This window comes from Stenotrophomonas sp. Ste96, from assembly GCF_024519495.1.
GTDB lineage: Bacteria > Pseudomonadota > Gammaproteobacteria > Xanthomonadales > Xanthomonadaceae > Stenotrophomonas > Stenotrophomonas bentonitica_A.
On record NZ_JALJRX010000001.1, the window covers coordinates 1257105 to 1276851 of the forward strand.

20 protein-coding genes and 1 other RNA gene are annotated in these 19747 nt (G+C 68.1%); 12 read left to right on the top strand and 9 right to left on the bottom strand.

From position 1 onward, the window contains the following. Positions 1-58 precede the first annotated feature (58 nt). The 7 genes from OC373_RS05705 to OC373_RS05735 all read right to left on the bottom strand — a co-directional run bounded on the left by OC373_RS05705 (position 59) and on the right by OC373_RS05735 (position 8147). Positions 59-994 carry a nucleoside hydrolase gene (locus OC373_RS05705; protein ID WP_019183872.1) on the bottom strand — a complete coding sequence of 312 codons (936 nt, stop codon included), beginning with the start codon at positions 992-994 and terminating at the stop codon, positions 59-61. Positions 995-1160: 166 nt separating this feature from the next. Beyond that, a complete protein-coding gene (recG, locus tag OC373_RS05710) occupies positions 1161-3272 on the bottom strand; it encodes an ATP-dependent DNA helicase RecG (protein ID WP_261997237.1) in 2112 nt (703 codons plus the stop codon). A gap of 1 nt (position 3273) precedes the next feature. After that, positions 3274-3666: a RidA family protein gene (locus tag OC373_RS05715; RefSeq protein ID WP_019183870.1), complete on the bottom strand. Its 393-nt coding sequence runs from the start codon at positions 3664-3666 to the stop codon at positions 3274-3276. Between the two features lie 229 nt (positions 3667-3895). Then, positions 3896-6055 (bottom strand): bifunctional (p)ppGpp synthetase/guanosine-3',5'-bis(diphosphate) 3'-pyrophosphohydrolase, encoded by a 2160-nt coding sequence (locus OC373_RS05720; RefSeq protein ID WP_070425831.1) that lies wholly within the window; start codon positions 6053-6055, stop codon positions 3896-3898. A gap of 157 nt (positions 6056-6212) precedes the next feature. After that, entirely contained in the window at positions 6213-6512 is a 300-nt protein-coding gene (gene rpoZ, locus OC373_RS05725) for a DNA-directed RNA polymerase subunit omega (RefSeq protein ID WP_005410877.1), read from the bottom strand. 112 nt (positions 6513-6624) lie between these two features. Continuing rightward, positions 6625-7290: a guanylate kinase gene (gene gmk / locus OC373_RS05730; protein ID WP_046274013.1), complete on the bottom strand. Its 666-nt coding sequence runs from the start codon at positions 7288-7290 to the stop codon at positions 6625-6627. Further along, positions 7287-8147, bottom strand: a complete 861-nt coding sequence (locus OC373_RS05735) for a YicC/YloC family endoribonuclease (RefSeq protein ID WP_019183867.1) — start codon at positions 8145-8147, stop codon at positions 7287-7289. The genes gmk and OC373_RS05735 overlap by 4 nt, the downstream gene beginning before the upstream one ends. 120 nt (positions 8148-8267) lie before the next feature. On the opposite strand from OC373_RS05735, the gene rph reads away from it, so the two are divergent. The 7 genes from rph to pepQ all read left to right on the top strand — a co-directional run bounded on the left by rph (position 8268) and on the right by pepQ (position 15620). Next, on the top strand, positions 8268-8996 hold the full coding sequence (gene rph / locus OC373_RS05740; protein WP_261997238.1) for a ribonuclease PH: 729 nt from the start codon (positions 8268-8270) through the stop codon (positions 8994-8996). Beyond that, complete coding sequence (locus OC373_RS05745) at positions 8993-9382, top strand: VOC family protein (RefSeq protein ID WP_261997239.1); 390 nt, start codon at positions 8993-8995, stop codon at positions 9380-9382. Before rph ends, OC373_RS05745 begins: the two co-directional genes overlap by 4 nt. Next, complete coding sequence (rdgB, locus tag OC373_RS05750; protein WP_261997240.1) at positions 9379-9972, top strand: RdgB/HAM1 family non-canonical purine NTP pyrophosphatase; 594 nt, start codon at positions 9379-9381, stop codon at positions 9970-9972. Before OC373_RS05745 ends, rdgB begins: the two co-directional genes overlap by 4 nt. Further along, the gene (gene hemW, locus OC373_RS05755; protein ID WP_261997241.1) at positions 9972-11189 is read left to right on the top strand and encodes a radical SAM family heme chaperone HemW; all 1218 of its coding nucleotides are present in this window, start codon (positions 9972-9974) and stop codon (positions 11187-11189) included. The genes rdgB and hemW overlap by 1 nt, the downstream gene beginning before the upstream one ends. Before the next feature lie 234 nt (positions 11190-11423). Then, positions 11424-13862: a DUF1631 domain-containing protein gene (locus OC373_RS05760; RefSeq protein WP_070425834.1), complete on the top strand. Its 2439-nt coding sequence runs from the start codon at positions 11424-11426 to the stop codon at positions 13860-13862. Next, positions 13859-14209 carry a PilZ domain-containing protein gene (locus OC373_RS05765; RefSeq protein WP_019183861.1) on the top strand — a complete coding sequence of 117 codons (351 nt, stop codon included), beginning with the start codon at positions 13859-13861 and terminating at the stop codon, positions 14207-14209. Before OC373_RS05760 ends, OC373_RS05765 begins: the two co-directional genes overlap by 4 nt. An 82-nt stretch (positions 14210-14291) precedes the next feature. Next, positions 14292-15620: a Xaa-Pro dipeptidase gene (gene pepQ, locus OC373_RS05770; protein WP_261997242.1), complete on the top strand. Its 1329-nt coding sequence runs from the start codon at positions 14292-14294 to the stop codon at positions 15618-15620. Between the two features lie 71 nt (positions 15621-15691). Here pepQ and OC373_RS05775 read toward each other — a convergent pair whose 3' ends face one another. Continuing rightward, entirely contained in the window at positions 15692-17017 is a 1326-nt protein-coding gene (locus OC373_RS05775) for an aminopeptidase P N-terminal domain-containing protein (RefSeq protein ID WP_261997337.1), read from the bottom strand. A gap of 7 nt (positions 17018-17024) precedes the next feature. Next, positions 17025-17573 carry a UPF0149 family protein gene (locus OC373_RS05780; protein WP_019183858.1) on the bottom strand — a complete coding sequence of 183 codons (549 nt, stop codon included), beginning with the start codon at positions 17571-17573 and terminating at the stop codon, positions 17025-17027. Positions 17574-17738: 165 nt separating this feature from the next. Between OC373_RS05780 and OC373_RS05785 the strand changes: the two genes are divergently transcribed. The 5 genes from OC373_RS05785 (at position 17739) to OC373_RS05805 (ending at position 19740) form a co-directional block, all read left to right on the top strand. After that, a complete protein-coding gene (locus OC373_RS05785) occupies positions 17739-17960 on the top strand; it encodes a TIGR02449 family protein (RefSeq protein ID WP_019183857.1) in 222 nt (73 codons plus the stop codon). Beyond that, positions 17957-18256 (top strand): cell division protein ZapA, encoded by a 300-nt coding sequence (locus OC373_RS05790; protein ID WP_019183856.1) that lies wholly within the window; start codon positions 17957-17959, stop codon positions 18254-18256. Before OC373_RS05785 ends, OC373_RS05790 begins: the two co-directional genes overlap by 4 nt. Before the next feature lie 130 nt (positions 18257-18386). Further along, a non-coding RNA gene (ssrS, locus tag OC373_RS05795) (6S RNA) lies at positions 18387-18571 on the top strand. Positions 18572-18650: 79 nt separating this feature from the next. Further along, complete coding sequence (locus tag OC373_RS05800; RefSeq protein WP_070425836.1) at positions 18651-19250, top strand: 5-formyltetrahydrofolate cyclo-ligase; 600 nt, start codon at positions 18651-18653, stop codon at positions 19248-19250. A gap of 13 nt (positions 19251-19263) precedes the next feature. Beyond that, positions 19264-19740, top strand: a complete 477-nt coding sequence (locus OC373_RS05805; RefSeq protein WP_261997243.1) for an EVE domain-containing protein — start codon at positions 19264-19266, stop codon at positions 19738-19740. The last annotated feature ends 7 nt before the right edge of the window (positions 19741-19747 follow it).

A 19747-nucleotide genomic window follows, 5' to 3' on the forward strand; every position in this document is an offset into this window, starting at 1 on the left:
GCCGCAAAGGGCAAGCCGGGTCCATCAACCGTGCGAAAGGTCCGCCGCAGCGGCGTCGTCAGACGCCGAGTGCCGCCCTCACCTGGGCCTCGAAGCGACCCTGGTCGTAGGCCATCAGCAGCTGGGTGTTGTCAGGCTGCCCGGTCTGGCGGTTCCAGTCGACAATGGTAGCACCCCGGCTGTGCACGCCGGCCAGTTCCACGTTCAGGGGACGCGATTCGACCCGCAGGGCACCCTCGGGCTGCAGCGCCCAGGCCATGGCCAGGGCATCGGCAGCGAACCAGCGCTCGCCACGGCTGTCTTCGGACCACAGGCGGGTCTGGCGCGAGATCAACTCGTAGAAGCGGGCCTTGTCGGTATCGGCCGCCAGCCACTTCTCGACATCCGCATGCAGCAGGCCGTGGGCGACCGTGGCTTCCCAATCGGCCACTTCGATGTGCGGGAAGCCGGTGAACACCACGTGCGCCGCTTCGGGATCGAAGGCGATGTTGAACTCGGCCGCCGGGGTGATGTTGCCGTGGCAGGTCACCGCCCCGCCCATCACCAGGAAGCGCTTCACGCGCTGCGGCAGGGTCGGGTCGAGTTTCAGGGCCAGGGCCAGGTTGGTCAGCGGGCCGAGCGCGACCAGGAACAGTTCACCGGCGTATTCGTGCGACAGGCGCAGGATCGCCAGCGCGGCATGCTCGGCCTCGGCCTGGCGCTTGGCGGCCGGCAGGTTCACATCGCCAAAGCCGTCGGCGCCATGCACGTGGGCGGCATCAACGGAGGGGTGCAGCAGCGGATCGGCGGTACCGGCGTAGACCGGCACATCGTCGCGGCCAGCCACTTCGCACAGTTTCAGGGCATTGCGGACCGTGTGGTCCAGGCCAACGTTGCCGGCGGCGATGGTCAGGCCAACGATATCGTGGCGCTCATCGGCGAAGGCCATCAACAGGGCCAGGGCATCATCGACACCCGGGTCGGTGTCGATCAACAGCGGAATCTTCTTGCTCATCGTTGCCGTCTTGATAATCGGCAAGGGACTTTCGCACCCTGCCATGACAAATACAAGGCGGGGGGGGCTCGGGCGCAGGCAGGTACCGACCGTTGGTCGGTACAGGGTTCAATGGTGCCGCGTCGATCGGCCCGCCCACGACCGGATGGGCCGTTTCGGCGCTGCTTTACGCCGACGCGTAGCGCACGGCCGTGCCGATCCAGCGCCGCACCACCTGGTCGGCCACGTCAGGCGCCTCCGCCAGCAGCCGCTCGGCCAGATCATGCACGCCCGGCAGCAGGTCCGCATCGCGGGCCAGATCGGCCATGCGGAACCCGGCCAGGCCGGTCTGCCGCGTCCCCAGCAGTTCGCCGGGGCCACGCAGTTCCAGGTCCTTCTCCGCGATCAGGAAACCATCGTTGGTCTGCCGCATCGTCTCCAGCCGCTCGCGCGCCATGTTCGACAGCGGCGCCTGGTACAGCAGCACGCAGCGCGACACCGCCGAGCCGCGCCCTACCCGGCCGCGCAGCTGGTGCAGCTGGGCCAGCCCGAGGCGCTCGGCGTTCTCGATGATCATCAACGACGCATTGGGCACGTCCACGCCCACTTCGATGACGGTGGTGGCGACCAGCAGATCGATTTCGCCGGCCTTGAAGGCAACCATCGTGGCCAGCTTCTCGCTCGCCTTCAGCCGCCCGTGCACGAGCCCGACGCGCACACCGGGCAACAACGCCTGCAGCGATTCGAACGTGGCCTGGGCCGGCGTGGCATCGAGTTCTTCGCTTTCTTCGATCAGCGTGCAGACCCAGTACACCTGCTGGCCTTCGCGGCACGCCACCGCGATGCGTTCGATCAGCTCCGGGCGACGGTCGTTGTTGAGCGCCACGGTCTGCACCGGCGTGCGCCCGGGGGGCAGTTCGTCGATGGCCGACACGTCCAGATCGGCGTACTCGGACATCGCCAGGGTGCGGGGAATCGGCGTCGCCGTCATCACCAGCTGGTGCGGCACGCTGCGTCCGTCGGCGCCCTTGTCGCGCAGGGCCAGGCGTTGATGCACACCGAAGCGGTGCTGCTCATCGACGATCGCCAGCGCTAGGTCCTTGAACACCACGCTTTCCTGCATCAGCGCGTGCGTGCCGACCACCACCTGCGCCTCGCCCGAGGCGACCTCGGCCAGCACCTTGGCGCGCGCCTTGCCGGTGACCTTGCCGGCCAGCCATGCGGTGCGCACGCCCAGCGGTGCCAGCCAGGCGCGAAGATTGTTCATGTGCTGCTCGGCCAGCAGTTCGGTCGGCGCGGCCAGCGCGACCTGCTTGCCCCGCTCCACCGCCAGCATCGCCGCCAGGGCGGCGACCACGGTCTTGCCCGAGCCGACATCGCCCTGCACCAGCCGCAGCATCGGATGCGCCTTGGCCAGGTCCTTGCGGATCTGCTCGAACACGCGCTGCTGCGCACCGGTCAACTGGAACGGCAGGCTGTCGCGCAGCTGGGCCACCAACGCGCCCTGCCCGCGCAGCGACGGCGCGTGATGGGCCTGCAGCGCCATGCGCTGACGCCGCAGGCTGAGGTGATGTGCCAGCAGTTCTTCAATCGCCAGCCGGCGTTGCGCCGGATGCCGCCCCGCGGCCAGCGCCGCCAGATCCGCATCCGGCGGTGGCCGGTGCACCGTCAGCAACGCACTGCGCAGCGAGGGCAGGCCCAGCCCGGACAACCAGCCCGCCGGCAGCAGTTCCAGCGTGGATTCTTCCGGCAACCGGTCCAGCGCCAACCCGATGAACCGGCGCATCGTCGCCGGCCCGACCCCTTCGACCGCCGGATAGACCGGATCGAGGCTGTCACCGAGCTCGTCATCGTCATTGCTGCCCATCACCCGGTAGCTGGGGTGGACGATCTCCAGCCCGAGATGACCGGGCTTGGCGGTGCCGTAGCAGCGGATGCGCGTGCCCACGGCGAACTGCGAGACCTGCTGGGCGCGGAAGTGGAAGAACCGCAGCACCAGCGTGCCGTAGGAATCATCTTCGATGGCGACCTTGAGCACCGGCCGACCACGGAAACCGCGCTCGACCGCACTCACCCGCCCTTCCACCTGCGCCGCCACGCCCGGCTGCAACCGGGCGATGGTGGTCAGCCGGGTCCGATCTTCATAGCGCAGCGGCAGGTGCAGCCACAGATCCTGCAGCGAGGACAGGCCACGGGCAGCCAGCTTGGTCGCCACCGCCGGCCCGATGCCGGAGAGCATCGACAACGATGCCTCCCCGGCCGCGGCCAGCGCCGGTGCGGGAGCCCGTGACCGCGCCACGTCAGGCCTGGTCGAGCACCATCACCGCATCGACTTCGAAGTTGGCCGCCTTCGGCAGGCCCGACACTTCGATGGTCGAACGCGCCGGGAACGGCGCCTTGAAGTAGTCCTGCATCACCGCATTGACCTTGGCGAACTCGCCCAGATCGGTCAGGTACAGGCCCAGGCGGACGATCTGGTCCAGCGAACCGCCGGCTTCTTCGGCCACGGCCTTCAGATTGTCGAACGCACGGCGGGCCTGCGCCTCGATGTCGCCGGCACCAACGATGTCACCGGTGGCCGGGTCCAGCGGGATCTGGCCGGAGAAGTACACGGTATTGCCGGCGCGCACGGCCTGCGAATACGGACCGATCGCGGCCGGGGCGTTGGCGCTGGTGATGATCTGGCGGGACATGGGAGCTCCAGGGAACAAAAGTGGGCCCACCATTGTACCGCCGAAGCCGAGGCCCGAAGCCGCAATCCCTGGTAGAGCCGACCGTTGGTCGGCTGGCCGGAGAATGACGAAGACGATTGGTCGGCTGGCCGGAGAATGACGAAGACGATCGGTCGGCAGGCCGACCATATCGATCATCGCCGCATGGCGTGCAGGCAGCCGACCAACGGTCGGCTCTACGGAACGCGGCTTATTGCCTGCGGACCGATTGCACGACCGACAACCGCCGCAACCTGCGCATCACTTCCGCCAGATGGTTCCGGTCACGTACCTGCACGTTGAAACACAGCACCGCCGCATTGAAATCGCGATCCAGGTAATCGACCCGTTCGATGTTCGAATGGCTCTGCGCGATCGCCGCCGCCAACTGGGCCAGCACGCCGGTCCCGTTCTCCACTTCCACGATCAAGGACGTGTCGTAATCACCCGACACCGTCGTATCCCACCCGATCGGCACCCAGCGCTCCGGCGACTTGCGCAGCTCGGCCAGGTTCGGGCAATCCAGACGGTGCACCACGATGCCCTTGCCGGCGGTGTGGTAGCCCATGATGTCGTCACCCGGGATCGGCTGGCAGCAGTTGGCGAAGCTGACCACGCCGCGCTCGCTGCCATTGATCAGGATCTTCTCCTGCGAATGCTTCGAATGCGCCCCACCGCGCAGCTCGGCATACGCCATCAGCGCCTGCGCGGCCTGGTTGGGCATCCAGTTGCCCAGCGCCACTTCGGCCAGCAGGGCCTCCAGGCGGGGGTAGCGGTGTTCGGCCAGGAATGCATCCAGGCGCCCCTTCGGCAGGCGCTCCAGCGAGCTGTCCATCGCCTCCAGCGCGCGGTCGAGCATGCGGTGGCCCAGCTGGACCGCGTCTTCGTGCTCCAGCTGTTTGAGCTGGTGGCGGATGGCGGTGCGCGCCTTGGAACTGACCACGAATTCCAGCCACTGCGGCTTGGGCGTGGCCGAGCGCGCGGTGATCACTTCCACCGTCTGGCCACTGACCAGCTTGGTGCGCAGCGGGACCAGCTTCTTGTCCACGCGCGAGGCCACGGCCATGTTGCCCACATCGGTGTGCACCGCGTAGGCGAAATCGAGCGCGGTGGAGTTGCGCGGCAGGGCCAGGATCTTGCCCTTCGGGGTAAACAGGTAGACCTCGTCCGGGAACAGGTCCACCTTGACGTTGTCCAGGAACTCCAGCGACGAACCGGCGGCGCGCTGGGAATCGATCAGTTCCACGATCCAGGCATGCGCACGGCTCTGCGCGCTGTTGGGCGAATCGCCACCGAACTTGTACGTCCAGTGCGCCGCCACACCGCGCTCGGCGATCAGGTCCATCTCTTCGGTGCGGATCTGCACCTCGATCGGCGAACCATATGGCCCGAACAACACCGTGTGCAATGACTGGTAGCCGTTGGCCTTGGGGATGGCGATGAAATCGCGGAAGCGACCGTCCAGCGGCTTGAAGGTGGCATGCACCGAGCCCAGCGCGTGATAACAGTTGGGCACGTTGCGCACCACCAACCGGAACCCGAACACATCCATCACCTGATCGAAGGATTTGTTCTCGTCGCGCATCTTGTTGTAGATGCTCCACGGCGTCTTGATGCGGCTGACCAGGCGGTGCTCCAGCCCTTCCTTGGCCAGGCGCTGGCTCAACTGCACCTCCACCTGCGCCATCGCCTCGCGGCGGACCACCGGCTGGCTGCGGATGTGCTTTTCCAGGATGGCGTGGCGCCACGGATACAGCGCCTTGAAGCCCAGGTTCTGCAGCTCGCTCTTGACCAGGCTCATGCCCAGCCGCTGCGCGATGGGCGCGTAGATTTCCAGCGTCTCGCGCGCGATCCGGCCACGCGCCTCGCGGCTCTGCGCGCCGAGGGTACGCATGTTGTGCAGGCGGTCGGCGAGCTTGATCATGATCACGCGCAGGTCGCGCGACATCGCCAGCAGCATTTTGCGGAAGCTCTCGGCGGCCGCTTCCTGGCGGTCGCGGAACTTCAGCTTGTCCAGCTTGGTGACACCGTCGACCAGCTCGGCCACGGCCTCGCCGAACTCGGCGGCCAGCTCTTCGCGGGTCAGCGGGGTGTCTTCGATGGTGTCGTGCAGGATCGCCGCGATCAGCGCCTCCACGTCCAGGCCGAGCTCGGCCAGGACCTGGGCCACGGCGACCGGATGGGTGATGTAGGGCTCGCCCGACTTGCGGGTCTGGCCGGCATGCGCGGCGGCGCCTACTTCCCAGGCGCGGCGCAGCAGCGGCAGTTGGTCGGGCGGCAGATAGTGCGCTGCGCGCTCAAGCTGGAGGACATAATCGGGTACGGCCGCGCCGGCGGGCGTGGCGACCTTGGCAGTGGGGCCTGGGTTCATGCTCAAAGACTATGCCAGCGGCGTGATATCGGCAAACCCCTGAACAGGGAGTTTCACCTGCAACAACACGCCTGCACCGGATCCACCGGCGGCCCAAACGAAACAGCCCGCCAAACGGCGGGCTGTTCGCAGCAACAACAACGAACGCGCGGGGCGATCAGTCGTCGTTCTTGGACATGTCTTCGTCGGCGACGACTTCGGCAGCGGCCCATTCCAGTGCTTCACGCTCGGCACGCTCGCGCTCGGCCTTCTCGACTTCGTCGATCAGGGCGTTGTCGATCTTGCGGGCGGCAATTTCGCGCAGCGCCAGCACGGTCGGCTTGTCTTCGGTTTCGCTGTTGTCCAGGGTGGCCTGGACGCCATTGGCCAGCTGACGGGCGCGCTTGGACGCCATCATGACCAGTTCGAAACGGTTGTTCACGACTTCCAGACAATCTTCTACGGTGATGCGGGCCATGCGGGCTCCCGGCAGCCGGTGAGGGCTGCTCAATCGAATGAGGGAAAGGGGACGGATTGTACCGGCCGGGACTGGACAAAATCAAGCCAACCGGCTAGCACCCCGTCGAGAATCAGTCGGTTGTGGCCGGGTCCTGGGTCAGCAGGGCCTGGATGAGGCCCGCGTGGCGGACCTTCTGGGCCTCCCGGCGCAGGCGGCTGGCCGTGAAGATCGCGCACAGCTCGTCCACCGCGGTCTCAAAGACCTCGTTGACGATCACGTAGTCGAAGTCGTTGAAGTGCAGCATCTCTTCACGCGCGGCGGCCAGGCGCTGGGCGATCACCGCCTCGCTGTCCTGCCCGCGCTTGCGCATCCGGTCCTGCAGCGCCTGCCTGGAGGGCGGCAGGATGAACACGGTGACCGTGCCCGGCACCAGCTGGCGGACCTGCTGGGCGCCCTGCCAGTCGATCTCCAGCAGCACGTCCTGGCCAGCCGCCAGCTGCGGCTCGACCGACTGCCGCGCGGTGCCCTTCCAGTCGCCATGCACCCAAGCATGCTCGAAGAAGTCACCGGCGGCGATCATCTTTTCGAACTCGGCGGCGCTGACGAAGTGGTAGTGCTCGCCGTTGATCTCACCCGGGCGGGTAGCGCGCGAGGTGAACGAGATCGACAGCGCGATCTGCGGGTCACGGGCCAGGGTGGCGTTGACGATGCTGCTCTTGCCGGCCCCGGAGGGCGCGGCCACGATGTACAGGGTGCCGCGCGCGGGCTCGGCGGCCGGAGGGGTTTGGCTGCTCATTCGATGTTCTGCACCTGTTCGCGGATCTGGTCGATCAGCACCTTCAGCTCGACGGCGGCATTGGAGGTACGGCTGTCCACCGATTTGGAGCCCAGCGTGTTGGCCTCGCGGTTGAATTCCTGCAGCAGGAAATCCAGGCGGCGGCCGACCGGCTCGCGCTGCTTGAAGACCCGGCGGATCTCGGCGATGTGGCTGCCCAGGCGGTCCAGTTCCTCATCCACGTCCAGCTTCTGCAGCCACATCACCAGCTCCTGCTCGGCACGGCCGGGATCGACCGGGTGCGGCAGATCGGCCAGGCGGGCCGACAGCTTGGTGCGCTGGCCTTCACGGATCAGCGGAATCAGCGTGGTGACCTCCGCGGCGATGCGCTCGATGCTGTCCACGCGCTCCTGGATCGCGGTGGCCAGCTTGTCGCCTTCACGCTCGCGCGCGGCCACGAAGCCATCCAGGGCGGTATCCAGCAGGGCCAGGGCCTCGGCATGCAGGGCGGCCGCATCCACTGCCTCGCCCTGCATCACGCCCGGCATCTGCAGCAGTTCGGTGAAGCTCACCTGCAGGCTGGGGAAGCCGGAGGACAACCGGGTGGCCAGCTCACCGAGCTGGCCCAGCAGCGCATCGTTGACCACCAGGGCACCGGTGACGTCCGGCGCACGCAGGCGCATGACCAGATCGATCTTGCCGCGGCTGCAGCGCGAAGCGACGCGCTCGCGCAGTTGCGGCTCCAACGCACGCAGTTCTTCAGGCAGGCGCACGCCGACCTCCAGGAACCGGTGGTTGACCGAGCGCAGCTCACAGGCCAGCGTCCCCCAGCGGGTGGCGCGCTCGCCGTTGGCGTAGGCGGTCATGCTTCGAATCATGCGGGTTTCCGGTGCTCTCAAAGTGCAAATGGTACCCTAGCGGTCTCCTTAGAGCCTCCTCGCCCGCCGGTCTCCGGCCCGGGCGTGGCCCCGCATCCCCCGTCTTACCGGAACTTGAGCATGACTGATTCCCGTCCCAGCGGCCGCCAGGCCGACCAGCTGCGCGAAGTGCGCATCGAGCGCGCCTTCACCCGTCACGCCGAGGGCTCGGTCCTGGTCAGCTTCGGGCAGACCCGCGTGCTGTGCACGGCCAGCGTGGAAAACCGCGTGCCGGGCTTCCTGCGTGGCAAGGGCGAAGGCTGGGTGACCGCCGAGTACGGCATGCTGCCGCGTTCGACCCACACCCGTAACGACCGCGAAGCCGCCCGCGGCAAGCAGGGTGGCCGCACGCTGGAGATCCAGCGCCTGATCGGCCGTACCCTGCGTGCCTGCATCGACCGCGGCGCGCTCGGCGAGCGCACCATCACGCTCGATTGCGACGTGCTGCAGGCCGATGGCGGCACCCGTACCGCGGCCATCACCGGTGCCTACGTGGCCCTGGTGGATGCGGTGAACTTCCTGATCAAGCGCGGCGACATCAAGCGCAACCCGATCTTCGGCGCGGTGGCGGCGGTGTCGGTCGGCGTGTACCGCGGCACCCCGGTGCTGGACCTGGACTACGCCGAAGACAGCGATTGCGATACCGACATGAACGTCGTGATGAACGACGGCGGCGGCTTCATCGAACTGCAGGGCACCGCCGAAGGCCATGCCTTCCGCCGCGATGAGCTGGATGCGCTGCTGGTGCTTGCTGAAAAGGGCATCAAGGATCTGTTCGCCGCCCAGCAGGCGGCCCTGGCCCAGGCATGAACCGTCGCATCGCCCTGACCACCCTGGTGGTGGCCGACTACGACGAGGCGATCGCCTGGTACACCGGCGCGCTGGGCTTCAGCCTGCTCCAGGACATCGACCAGGGCGACAAGCGCTGGGTGGTGGTCGGTCCGACCGACGGCAACGCGGCAGCCCTGCTGCTGGCACGCGCCAGCAACGACGAACAGCGCGCGCGGATCGGCAACCAGACCGGCGGCCGGGTCGGTTTCTTCCTGAACACCGATGATTTCTGGCGCGATCACGCGGCAATGACCGCGCGTGGCGTGGTCTTCCTCGAAACCCCACGCGAAGAGGTCTACGCGACGGTCGCGGTGTTCCGCGATCTGTACGGCAACACGTGGGACCTGCTGGAGCCCAAGCAATGAAACTGGTACTGGCCAGCGGCAACGCCGGCAAACTGAAGGAACTGCAGGCCATGCTCGGCGGCCTGCCGCTGGAGATCGTGGCGCAGGGTGAACTGGGCGTCAGCGACGTGCCGGAAACCGGCCTGACGTTCGTCGAGAACGCGCTGATCAAGGCACGCCACGCCTGCCAGAGCACCGGCCTGCCGGCGCTGGCCGACGACTCCGGCCTGATCGTGGACGCGCTCGACGGCGCGCCCGGCCTGTACAGCGCGCGCTATGCCGGCAGCCCGACCAACGATGCGGCCAACAACGCCAAACTGCTCGAGGCGATGCGCGAGGTGCCGGCCGAACGCCGCACGGCCCGCTTCTACGCCGTGATCGTGCTGCTGCGCCATGCCGATGATCCGCAGCCGCTGATCTGCGAAGGCAGCTGGGAAGGCGTGATCCTCGACGGACTGCGTGGCAGCCACGGCTTCGGCTACAACCCGCTGTTCCTGGACCCGGTGCTGGCCCAGACCGCGGCCGAAATGGCGCCGGACCTGAAGAACGCGATGAGCCACCGCGCCAAGGCCCTGCAGCTGCTCAAGCAGAAACTGCCCGCCCTGCTCTGATGTCACACGACCACTGCTCCCACCTGCCCGGCGAAGCCTGCGCCGGCGATCACGATCACGCCCCGCGGCTGGTGACGCCGCCGCTGGCGCTGTACGTGCATCTGCCGTGGTGCGTGCGCAAATGCCCGTACTGCGATTTCAACTCGCACGCGGCCAAGGGCGAACTTCCGTTCGATGCCTACATCGACGCACTGATCCGCGACCTGGACCAGGATCTGCCGCTGGTCTGGGGACGGGTGGTGAGCAGCGTGTTCTTCGGTGGCGGGACGCCGAGCCTGTTCCCGCCCGAAGCGATCGACCGCTTCCTGCAGGCCGCCTCGGCCCGGCTGCGCTTCGCGCCGAACCTGGAAGTGACCCTGGAGACCAACCCGGGCACCGCCGAGCATGGCCGTTTCGATCGTTACCGCGCCGCCGGGGTGAACCGGATCAGCTTCGGGATCCAGACGTTCAACGACGAGGCGCTCAAGCGCCTGGGCCGCATCCACGACAGTGGCGAGGCCGAGCGCGCAGTGAAACTGGCGCAGGACGCCGGCTACGACAACTTCAACATCGACCTGATGTACGCGCTGCCGCAGCAGACGCTGGCCCAGGCCGAGCATGATCTGGAGCGCGCCTTCGCGCTGAAGCCCACGCACCTGTCGCATTACCAGCTCACGCTGGAGCCGAACACCGTGTTCTTCGCGCGGCCGCCGCAGGGGATTCCCGACGAAGATTCAGCGTGGGACATCCAGGAGCACTGCCAGCGCCTGCTGGCCGAGGCCGGCTACGCGCAGTACGAAGTCAGCGCCTACGCCAAGCCGGGCCGGCAGAGCCAGCACAACCTCAACTACTGGCGCTTCGGCGATTACCTGGGCATCGGCGCCGGTGCGCACGGCAAGATCAGCAGCGGTGCCGAACAGCACGTGCTGCGCCGATGGAAGCACAAGCATCCGCAGGCCTTCATGGACACTGCCGGCACCCTGGCCTCGATCGGTGGCGACGATGTGATCAGCGCCGAACGCCTGCCGTTCGAGTACATGCTCAACCTGCTGCGCCTGCACGAGGGTTTCGGGCTGAAGGATTTCGAATCGCGCACCGGCCTGGACCGCGCGCAGATCGCCGCGCCGCTGGGCGTGGCCGTGGCCAACGGCTGGATGACCGTCAGCGGCGATCGCGCCACCCCGACCGAACTGGGCCGGCGCTTCACCAACGATGTCGTCGAGCTGTTCCTGCCCTGAAGGCACGACACCCCCCTGCAGTGCCGGCCGCTGGCCGGCTCCCCACATCCCCCTGTAATGCCGGCTGCTGGCCGGCTCCCCACACGCCCCGGTAGTGCCGGCCGTTGGCCGGCGCCAGACCTCCCGACGGGCCGTTATGGCAGGCATCCGGCGAAACCGTTAGATTCCGTGTTCTCAGGGGAGCTGGAAGCACATTGGATGTCTGCGCCCGCACTTTCGTCGTCCCAGCCCGACATGACGCGCTTTACGGACGTGGCCGCACCACCGCGCGTGCGCCGCCTGCTGGCCGCGTTGCACGCGCTGGCGGTACAGACCCTCACCACACCGCTCAGACTGACCATCGTGGAACTGGAGCGCGAGCTGTTCCGCGACGCCGAGCGCGCGCGCAACAGCCAGATCCAGGCCGACATCTTCGCCCAGGCCCGCCAGCTGCACGAGGTCAACGCGCAGTTCGGCCCGCGCTTCCTGGACGCCCTCGGTGACCGCCTGGCCACCCTGCGCGGGCCGCGCCATACCCAGCGCATCGTGCCAACCGAGGTGTCCGTGTCGGCGACCGCGCTGACCCTGGTCAACGACACCGACGTGGACCGCGACATCGTGCTGGTGGACATCATCCGCCGCGAGGCCCAGCGCTCGGCCACCGCCCTGCAGCTGTTGGGCCAGCGCTTCGGCGTGCTTGCCGCCGGCCCGGCCTTCGATGTCGATGACCTGCCGTTCGGCCCGCAGGCCTTGTGCCGGATCGTGCGCGAGCTGGGCGAGCAGTTCGCGCTCGGGCTGGAAACACAGCTGGCGCTGTACCGCGTGTTCGACCGCCAACTGCTGGAGCGGCTGGGCGAACTGCTGGAGCGCGCCAACATCCTGCTCGCGCACGAAGGCGTGCTGCCCGGGCTGGTCTACACCCCGTACCTGGCGCGCTCGGCCACCACCCGCCGGATCATCACCGGGCCCGAGCGCGGCCTGCCTGGCGCGCGCGGCGGCGCCGCTGCCGCGCGGCCCTTGACCGCCTGGAACGGCAGCGCCCCCAGCGCGGGCTGGGCGGCGATGACCCAGGCGGCAATGGCGCCGCCGGCCGCGGGGCCGGCCCATGGCATGTCCAACGGCGACGCAGCAGCGCCAGGTCCAGCAGCCGCCGCGTCTGCATCGGCGCCAGCCACCAGTGCCCCGCCTGCGGCGACCGATCTCGGCGCACCGGCTATGTCAGCCCTGCACCAGATGCTCGGTGCCGCCCGCCAGGCGCACGCCGCAGGCACCGTGCCGGGCGGCGATGCCATGGCCGCTCAGGCTGTCGCCGCGACGACCGGCGCGCCCACGCCCGCCGCCGACAACGCGTTTCTCGCCCCGGACGCCCCCCCGGCATTGGCGGTTCCCGCCGAAGCGGTGCATGCCACGCTGGCGCGCCTGCAGAGCCAGGCCATTCCCCCCGGCGGCGGCCGCCGCAGCATGGCCGACCTGCACAACGCCCTGCTCGCCCAGGTCCGCGCCGACCATGGCGCGCACGCGGCCCTGACCGTCAAGGACAGCGACACCTTCGACCTGCTCGACATGCTGTACGGGCAGATCCAGCGCGAGGTGCGGCCCGAGGCCGTGGCCGCCGACCTGCTGACCCGCCTGCAGGTACCGGTCGCCCGCGCGGCCCTGACCGATCCGGCCTTCTTCGTGCGCGACCAGCACCCGGCGCGGGAACTGCTCAACGCCGTGGCCGAGGCCGGTGCCAACTGGCTGGGCGAGGAGGATGTGGACCCGCTGCTGGTGCAGAAGCTCGGCCACGCGGTCGATCAGGTGGTGAACGACTATGACGGCGATGTGGCGGTGTTCGACACCGCCAACGAAGAGATCCAGCAACACTTTCGCGCGCTGGCCCACAAGGCCGAACTGGCCGAGCGTCGTCATGTCGAAGCCGCCCGCGGCAAGGAGCGACTGGAGGCGGCCAAACAGCAGGCCAGCGCCAGCATCGAGCAGCTGTGCACGCAGGCCGCGCCCCCGCGCTTCGTGCAGGCGCTGCTCAAGCAGGCGTGGTCGGATGTGCTGACCTTGACCCTGCTGCGCAACGGCGAAACCTCGCCGCAGTGGCAACAGCGCCAGCAGGAAACCACCCGGATCGCCGAGGTCACCTGCCTGGCCCCGGGCGCAGGCGCGCGCGATGACGCGCTGGGCAACGAGGTCGAGGCCGCCCTGCTGCAGGTCGGCTATCACCAGGATGAAGCAGCCGCGATCGCGCGTCGCCTGTCCACGCCGGGCGGCGAGGACGACAGCAGCTCGCGCACCGAACTCACCGCGCGCCTGCGCGCGCGCACCCGGCTGGGCGAACAGGCCGACGCCGGCGACCCGCGCAAGGTCGCCCCGCTCGCGCGCAGCACCGCAGAAGACGATTGTTACCGCCAGTTGCGCACACTGCCGTTCGGTACCTGGTTCGAGTTCACCACCAACCAGCAGGGCGACGTCCGCCGCCAGCGGCTCTCGTGGTACAGCCTGATCACCGACAACGCCCTGTTCGTCAATCAGCGCGGGCAGAAGGTTGGCGAGCATTCGCTGGACGCACTGGCCCGGCTGATGGCACACGGCCAGGTGCGGATCGTCACCGAAGACAAGGGCCGGCTGATCGACCGCGCCTGGCAGGCCACCCTGCGCACGTTGCGCTCGCTGGCCGGCAGCCCCGTGGAGAACGCTGGATGACCACGCCCGATACCCGCCGCGCACCGCGCCGCCAGGTGACCGAGCTGGTGCCCGTCACCGACCTGATGGCCGAGACCGTGATCGGCCGGCTCGGCAATGTCTCCGAAACCGGGATGTTGATGCTGGCCTCGGTGCCGATGCACGAGGACGCGCTGTACCAGCTGCACTTCGCCATTCCCGGCCCGCAGGGAGAGCCACTGCGGATCGACGTGGGCGTGCACCTGCTGTGGAGCGAGCAGACCCATGCGCCGGGCCAGGCCTGGGTGGGTTTCCGCTTCCTGACCCTGGCACGCGACGCACGCGAACAGCTGCGCCACTGGATCGCCGAGGAAACTTCGGCAGTCTGAGCGCCGGTTCCGGCACAGCGCCCGCGGGCGGATTGCGGCAGAATCCAAGGCTGCATTCCGCACTGCCAGCGAGCTTCATGCCATGAACCAGCCAGACCTCGGCGCCCTGTATTCCCACCACGCCAGCGTCATGCGCCAGCGCGCCGACGAAGCGCTCGCGCGTGGCGGCTTCGATCATCTGGTGATTCCCAGCGGCACCCAGCATTACCAGGCCTTCGATGATCGCGACTACCCGTACGCGGTGAATCCGAACTTCAAGGCGTGGCTGCCGCTGACCAAGCTGCCCAACAGCTGGCTGGTGTACACCCCGGGCCAGCGCCCGAAAGTGATCTTCTACCAGCCGTTCGACTACTGGCACGTAGTGCCGGATGCGCCGAACGGCTGGTGGGTCGAGCATGTCGATATCGAGATCATCCGCAAACCCGACGATGCGCTGGCACTGCTGCCCAAGGACGCGGCCCGCTGCGCGATTCTCGGCGAGCCGCAGAGCGCGCTGGGCGCGTTCGTGCCGAACAACCCGGCGCCGGTCATCGATTACCTGGACTGGCAGCGCGGCTACAAGACCCCCTATGAAATCGCCTTGATGCGCGAAGCGCAGCGGTTGGGCGTGCGCGGTCATCGTGCCGCCGAGGCGGCCTTCCGCGCCGGCGCCAGCGAATTCGAGATCCACATGGCCTACTGCCGGGCGGTCGGCCAGGATGCCAATGAGCTGCCGTACGGCAACATCATCGGCCTCAACGAGCATGCCGCAGTGCTGCACTACACCGACCTGGGCCGCAGCGCGCCGACCCCGCTGCGCAGCTTCCTGATCGACGCCGGCGCCAGTGCCTACGGGTACGCCAGTGACATCACCCGCACCTATGCGGCCAGCGGCCACGACGAATTCCAGGCCCTCATCGACGCGGTGGACGCGGCCCAGCAGACGATGGGCGCGGGCGTACGCGCCGGGGTGGATTACAAGCAGCTGCACATCGATGCGCACCTGTCGCTGATGGGCATCCTCAAGGACTTCGGGGTGCTCAACGTCTCGCCGGAAGCAGCGTTGGCCACCGGCGTGAGCGCGGCCTTCTTCCCGCACGGCCTGGGCCATCTGATCGGCCTGCAGGTGCACGACGTGGCGGGTTTCGCGGCCAGCGACCGCGGTGGCCGAATCGAGCGCCCGCAGGGTCACCCGTACCTGCGCATGACCCGCGCGCTGGAGCCGGGCATGGTGGTCACCATCGAACCGGGCGTGTATTTCATCGACATGCTGCTGGACGAAGTGAAGCAGGCCGGCCACGGGGCCAGCATCAACTGGGACCGCGTGGACTTCTTCCGCCCGTACGGCGGCGTGCGCATCGAGGATGAAGTGCTGTGCACCGAAGGCGATGCCGACAACCTGACCCGCCCGGTGTTCGCGGCCGCCAGCTGATCCGACATGCAGGTGCCGACCCACGGTCGGCACCTGCGCGACATCGCGGTAGTGCCGGCCCCTGAAGCGGATCAGCGCTTGGCCATTTCGTCTTCAATCTCATCGGCACTGCGCGCCAACGCAGCGGTGAGCACCTGATGGCCGTCCTCGGTGATCAGCACATCATCTTCGGTACGAATGCCGATACCGCGCCAGCGCGCTTCCACGCTGCGGTCGTCCGGTGAGACATACAGCCCCGGCTCGATGGTGAACACCATGCCCGGCTCCAACATCCGCGAATCGCCCGCCAACCGGTAATCGCCGACGTCGTGCACGTCCAGGCCGAGCCAGTGCCCGGTCTTGTGCCGATAGAAACGCTGGTAATGCGCTTCGGCGATGTTTTCTTCCAGCGTGCCCTTGAGCAGGCCCAGCCGCAGCAGCCCCTCGGTCAGGGTTTCCACCGCAGCCAGATGACCGGCCTCATAGGCATTGCCCGGGCGCGCCTGCGCCAGTGCCGCGGCCTGCGCGGCGCCGACCAGGTCATGCAGCGCGCGCTGCTCGGCACTGAAACGGCCGTTGACCGGGAAGGTACGGGTGATGTCGCTGGCGTACCCGCGGTACTCGGCACCGGCATCGATCAGGACCAGCTCGCCGTCCTGCGCGCGCGCGTTGTTGTCGCGGTAATGCAGGATGCAGCCGTTGGCACCGGCACCGACGATGCTGCTGTACGCCGCACACGCATCATTGGCGCGGAACACCCGCTCCAGGTCGGCCTGCAGCTCGTACTCGTGGATGCCCGGCCGCGCCGCGTGCATCGCGGCGCGATGCGCCTGCACGCTGATATCGGCAGCGCGCTGCATCACGGCGATTTCCGCCGTGGATTTGAACAGCCGCTGTTCGTGCAGCAGGTGGCCCAGTTCCAGGAATTCATGCGGCGGCTGCGCGCCATGCCGCACCTGCGAACGCACGCGGTTGACCCAGCCGATCAGCTTGAGATCGAACTCGGCATCGCGGCCGAAGTGGTAGTACACCCGCGAGCGCCCTTCCAGCAGGCCGGGCAGGATGTCGTCCAGATCGTCGATCGGGTACGCATCGTCCATGCCGTAGTGTGAGACCGCCCCTTCCTGGCCGGCGCGCGCGCCATCCCAGGCTTCACGGTCGGCGTCGCGCTCGCGGCAGAACAGGATCACCTCGCCATGGCGACGGCCCGGGATCAGCACCAGCACGGCCTCCGGTTCCGGGAAGCCGCTCAGGTACCAGAAATCGGAGTCCTGCCGGAACGGGTAATGCGTATCCAGGCTGCGCACCCGCTCGGCGGCGGCCGGCAGCACCAGGATCGCGTCGTCGCCGGCCATCTCCATCAACTGCTGGCGGCGACGCGTGTATTCGGCGGCGGAGATGCCGGTCAGCTGCCGGATATCCATCTCAGTTCAGGCGCTGCCGATGGCGCGCCGCCATGACGCAGTCGCCGTGCAGGAGCAACACCGCCACGCGGATGAACTCCTCGATCTCGGCCAGCGCGTCTTCGTCATCGTCGTTGCCGCTTTCGAAGTCTTCGCTGGAGGCCTGCGCCAGTTTGGCCAGATCGGTCAGCGCCTCGTCACCCTCTTCGGACAACGCCGGGCGGTTCTGCCCGGAGCCCAGCCCGAACCCGCCCAGGAACGCACGCGCCCAGGTGAACAGGGCATCGGCCTGGGTGGCGGTATCGCTGGCATCGCTGAGCAGCAGTTCGAACGCGAAATCGCGGTCTTCCAGCTGCGCCACGCTGGCATCGAGCAGGCGTGCCAAGGCATCGCCCTCGGCCGGGGTCGGCAGGTTGTCATCGGCCAGCACGCGGGCGGGCCATTCACGCACCGGCGCACCGCCGGCAGACAGCCAGCCGCACAGGCCACCGTGCAGTTCAGCGGCGCTGGCGCCCAGGCCCAGGGCCTGGCTGGCCTGGTTTACGTCGTCGACACTCGGGAGTTCGGTCATCTTGGGGCTACGGTTTGTGAGCGCCACAGTGTACCAATCCACCCGTGTCCGCCGGGTTGCGATGGCCGTCCCCGCGGCCGGCCCCGGCACCCTGGGGGCGACCGCCCCCAGGCCCCGTCATTATTCGCTTGACCGCCCCGTCCGCCCTTGCCTATCGTGCCGGTCATGGAACCCGCCGACGCCATCGCCCAGTTGCAGGCCTTCGCTGCCCGCGTGGAGGCGTTGCTTGAGCGCAACCAGCGCCTGGCCGACGAGAACCGCAGCCTGCGCCATCAGCAGGAACAACTGGTGGCCGAGCGCTCCCAGCTGCTGGCCAAGAACGAGCAGGCCCGCTCCCGGGTCGAAGCGATGATCACCCGCCTCAAATCCCTGGAGCAGCACACATGAGCCAGACCGAACCGGTCAGTGTCCGCATCCTGGACCGTGAATACACGGTGGGCGTGGGCGCGGAGGAACGGGAGAGCCTGACCGCCGCCGCCCGGCTGCTGGACGCCAAGATGCGCGAGATCCGGGGCAGCAACAGGATGGCCGCGGTGGACCGCGTCGCGGTGCTGGCCGCGCTGAACCTGGCCCACGAGCTGCAGCAGCTGCGCGATGAGCACGCCCGCCAGGCGATCGCGCTGCAGCAGACGCTGAGCGATCTCAACCGCCGCCTGGATCGGGCGTTCGACAGCGCCGGGTGATCCACGGGCGTGGTTCCACGCCATTCGATTGCACACCTGCATCGCGTGGTCTTCATCGATCTGAATTGATGTGCAATTCGACCGACGAACGGACTGGTCGAATTGCCCAGGAAGGCTATAATCCTCGTCGCGTTCTCTGCTGTGAACGACGGCGTGTGCAAACATTCGCCTTGTCCCTTAATTACGACCACGGGTGCGCGACGGCGCCGGGAGTGCAAGTCCGCCTTGTAGCGGGAAGCCCGATGGAACCCCAGCGTACCCACTTGAACCCCGGGTTCAAGGTCGTTTCGCATGCATCGTCACGGCGGAGAATGCAATATTCCAGCAAGAGCGGCGTTCCCCTGGGACGTCGCTCTTGTTTTATCCGCTTCCCCCGCACGCTCCGGACCCAGGCATGACCGACCCGCGCTCCGCACTGCGCCAGCAGCTGCGCCAACGCCGCCGCGATCTCCCCGCCGCCGTGCGCCTGGCCGCCGCCGAGCAGTTGGCCGATGCCCTGCTCGCCCTGCCGTTCGCGCCTGCCCAGGGGCATGTTGCCGGGTACTGGGCGATGGATGGCGAGATCGCACTGCACCGCTGGCAGATGCAGTTGCCCGCCGGCCTGACCTACTGCCTGCCGGTGCTGCACGAGCAGACGCTGCGCTTCGCGCCATGGCGCCCGGGGCAGGCGCTGACCGCCAACCGCTTCGGCATTCCCGAACCCGACCTTTCGCTGGACGACACCCTCGCGCCGGAACAGATGGCGCTGGTCGTCGCGCCGCTGGTCGGTTTCGACGCGCAGGGCCGCCGGCTGGGGATGGGAGGCGGCTGGTATGATCGCAGCTTCGCATTCCGCCACCAGCGCCCGGCGCCGCCGTGGCTGGTCGGGGTCGGCTTCTCGGTCCAGCAGGTCGATGACCTGCCGGTACAACCGTGGGACGTCGCGGTGGATGCGATCTGCACCGACGTCTCCACCCTTGTCTGCGTACCGACCAACGGTCGGCACCGACCGTAATCAAAGACTCCGCATGACCGCACGCAAGCGCTACTGGCTGATGAAGTCCGAACCGGACGCCTTTTCCATCGATGATCTGCAGCGCGTGGGCCGCGAGCCCTGGAACGGCGTCCGCAACTACCAGGCGCGCAATTTCATGCGCGATGGCATGAAGGTCGGCGACGGGGTGATGTTCTACCACTCCAACACCAAGGTGCCGGGCATTGTCGGGCTGGCCACGGTAGCCAGCGAGGCCTACCCGGACGACACCCAGTTCGACCCCGGATCCGATTACTACGACCCCAAGGCGACCCGCGAAGAACCGCGCTGGATGCTGGTGGACGTGGCGTTCGAGCGCAAGCTGCGCGACACCATTTCGCTGGACGAGATCAAGCTGCACGCCGATGCGCTGGGCGAAGGGTTCCCGCTGACCGCGCGCGGCAACCGCCTCTCCATCCTCCCGGTGACCGCCGCGCAGTGGAAGCTGCTGCTGTCGCTGGAAAAGCACTGATTCCCTT